This window comes from Candidatus Methylomirabilota bacterium (assembly GCA_036002485.1).
In the GTDB taxonomy this organism is placed as follows: domain Bacteria; phylum Methylomirabilota; class Methylomirabilia; order Rokubacteriales; family CSP1-6; genus AR37.
This window is the reverse complement of sequence record DASYTI010000131.1, coordinates 1-2,585: the sequence shown is the minus strand read 5'-3', so window position 1 is coordinate 2,585 and position 2,585 is coordinate 1. Positions and strand designations below refer to the sequence as shown.

Sequence of the window (2,585 nt, the reverse complement as noted above, 5' to 3'; positions counted from 1 at the left end):
TCCGCACGCCGCCAACTAGGCCGGCAAGCTTGACAGATGGAAAGCCCGCCACTTAGACTCAGACCGACCGGTCGGTCGGATCTCTATCAGGGAGGTATCATGCTTGCCGCCGAACCTCTTGCCGCGCGCTTCAGAGACTCTCGCCTGCACCCGCTCTGGGACAAGGTGCGCGCCGGCCAGCGGCTCAGCCGGGAGGACGGTCTTGTCCTCTTCGAGACGGAGGATCTCCACGGCCTCGGCCGGATGGCGGACTTCGCCAAGTCGCGTCTGCACGGTGAGCAGGTCTTCTTCGTCCTCAACCGTTACATCAATCCGACCAATGTCTGCGTGCTCTCCTGCTCCTTCTGCGACTTTGCCCGGAAAAAGGGCGAGGAAGGCGCCTTCGAGAACTCCATCGAGGACGTGCTGGCCATGATCAAGCCTGGCACGCGCGAGGCGCATATCGTGGGCGGCCATCATCCCGACTGGCCGTTCGAGTACTACGAGCGCCTCATCGGCGCCATTCACGCGGCCCGACCGGAGACCCAGATCAAGGCCTTCACGGCGGCCGAGATCGACTATCTGTGGCGGCGCTGGAAGATCGAGCCGCGCGAGGCGCTGACCCGGCTCAAGAAGGCGGGCCTGCACTCCATGCCGGGCGGCGGGGCCGAGATCTTCTCCCCGCGCCTGCAGAAAGCGCTCCACTACACCGGCAAGGCGGACGCCAATCGCTGGCTCGAGATTCACGGCATCGCGCATTCCCTCGGGATCAAGACCAATGCGACCATGCTCTACGGTCACATCGAGACCATGGCCGAGCGGGTGGAGCACCTGCTCCGCCTCCGCGGGCAACAGGACGCTTCCGGCGGATTTCTCACCTTCATTCCGCTCGCTTACCAGATCGGCAATACGAAGCTCGTGCCGCGTCAGACGCCGCCCACGGATGACCTCCGGACCATCGCGGCCTCACGGCTTCTTCTCGACAACTTCCCCCACATCGAGGCGTACTGGGTCATGATCGGCGAGGAGACCGCCTCCGTGGCCCTTCACTTCGGCGCCTCGGATGTCAACGGAACGCTGGAAGACGAGAAGATCGCCCACATGGCGCAGGCTGCGAGCCCGCCGGGACTGGCCCGGGAGCAGGTTCTGAGGATGATCCACGACGCGGGCAAGGTGGCCGTCGAGCGTGACGCGCTCTACAACGTCGTCAAGGTCTGGAGCTAGCGCGTGCTCGCGGAGATCCGCGCCAAGGTCGAGGCGGGCAAGCGGCTCGACCGCGCCGAGGGCCTGTGGCTGCTCACGCACGCGCCGCTCGTGGAGCTGGGAGCCCTCGCCCAGGAGACACGCTTCCGTCTCCATCCGGAGCGCCAGGTCAGCTTCGTCATCGACTCGAACCCGAACTACACCAATGTCTGCGTCACCGACTGCCAGTTCTGCGCCTTCTACCGAAAGCCCGGAGACCCCGAAGCCTGGACGCTCACCGTCGAGCAGGTGCTGGAGAAAATCGACTCCGCGGCCCGGATGGGCGCGACCACCGTGCTCCTCCAGGGCGGGCACAATCCCGCCCTCCCCCTCGACTACTACCTGTCCCTGGTGACGGAGACGCGGCGCCGCTTCCCCGAGGTGACCCCGCACTTCTTCACGGCTTCCGAGATCATGACCATGGCCGAGGTCTCGAAGCTCTCCATGCCCGAAGTCCTCGGGCGCCTCAAGGCAGCGGGTCAGACCACGCTCCCGGGCGGGGGAGCCGAGGTGCTCTCGGAGCGCGTGCGCAAGCGCATCGAGCCCAAGAAGGGCGGGCCCCGGGCCTGGCTCGACGTCCACCGCGAGGCCCATCGCCAGGGATTCCGGTCCACCGCGACCATGATGTACGGCCACCTCGAGACGCCCGACGATGTGGTGGACCACTGGGAGTACATCCGTGATCTCCAGGACGAGCATGGAGGCTTCACGGCCTTCGTGCCCTGGTCCTTCAAGCCCGGCCATACCCTTCTCGAGAAGTGGATCAAGACGCACAAGGGCCCGAACGCCTACCTCCGCATGCTCGCGGCGTCGCGGCTCTACCTGGACAACTTCCCCCACGTGCAGGCCTCGTGGTTCTCCGAGGGCAAGCGGACGGGTCAGGTGGCCCTTCACTGGGGCTCTGACGATTTCGGGGGCACGCTCTTCGAGGAAAACGTCCACGCCGCCGCCGACTACGTCAACAAGGTCACCGTGGACGAGATCGTCACCCTGATTCGCGAGGCAGGCTTCACCCCCGTCCAGCGCACTACCGAATACGAGATCCTGAAGGTCTACTGATGGCCACCATCCTTCCCGGGGTGCAGAGGGAGGGCATGTGGCTCCAGGTAGTCTTCATGCCCTCGCGAGCAGGAGTGTTCCGCTTCGAGCGCCGGCTTCGCCGGCGCCATCTGTTCGGGGGAGGCTTCGGAAGGGGGGCGGAGCCCCCCTCCGAGCCATCTAGACCCGCATTTTCGTTTTGGGCGGTGAATCGATCGGGCCATAATCACTCAGCGCCCGCCAAACATGCGGGCTTCTGGGGTGCCTCGCGGGTTGCGGAGGGCATCATCCAGTGGGTGACGCAGAATCTGGCCCGGTTCGCCTCT

At 65.6% G+C, this 2,585-nt stretch carries 2 protein-coding genes; both read left to right on the top strand.

Annotation, left to right across the window (positions count from 1 at the left end):
* Positions 1-99 precede the first annotated feature (99 nt).
* Positions 100-1,203, top strand: coding sequence for an aminofutalosine synthase MqnE (gene mqnE, locus VGT00_13220; protein HEV8532374.1), 1,104 nt, complete (start codon positions 100-102; stop codon positions 1,201-1,203).
* A 3-nt stretch (positions 1,204-1,206) separates the two neighbouring features.
* Positions 1,207-2,280, top strand: coding sequence for a cyclic dehypoxanthinyl futalosine synthase (gene mqnC, locus VGT00_13215; GenBank protein ID HEV8532373.1), 1,074 nt, complete (start codon positions 1,207-1,209; stop codon positions 2,278-2,280).
* Positions 2,281-2,585: the final 305 nt, after the last annotated feature.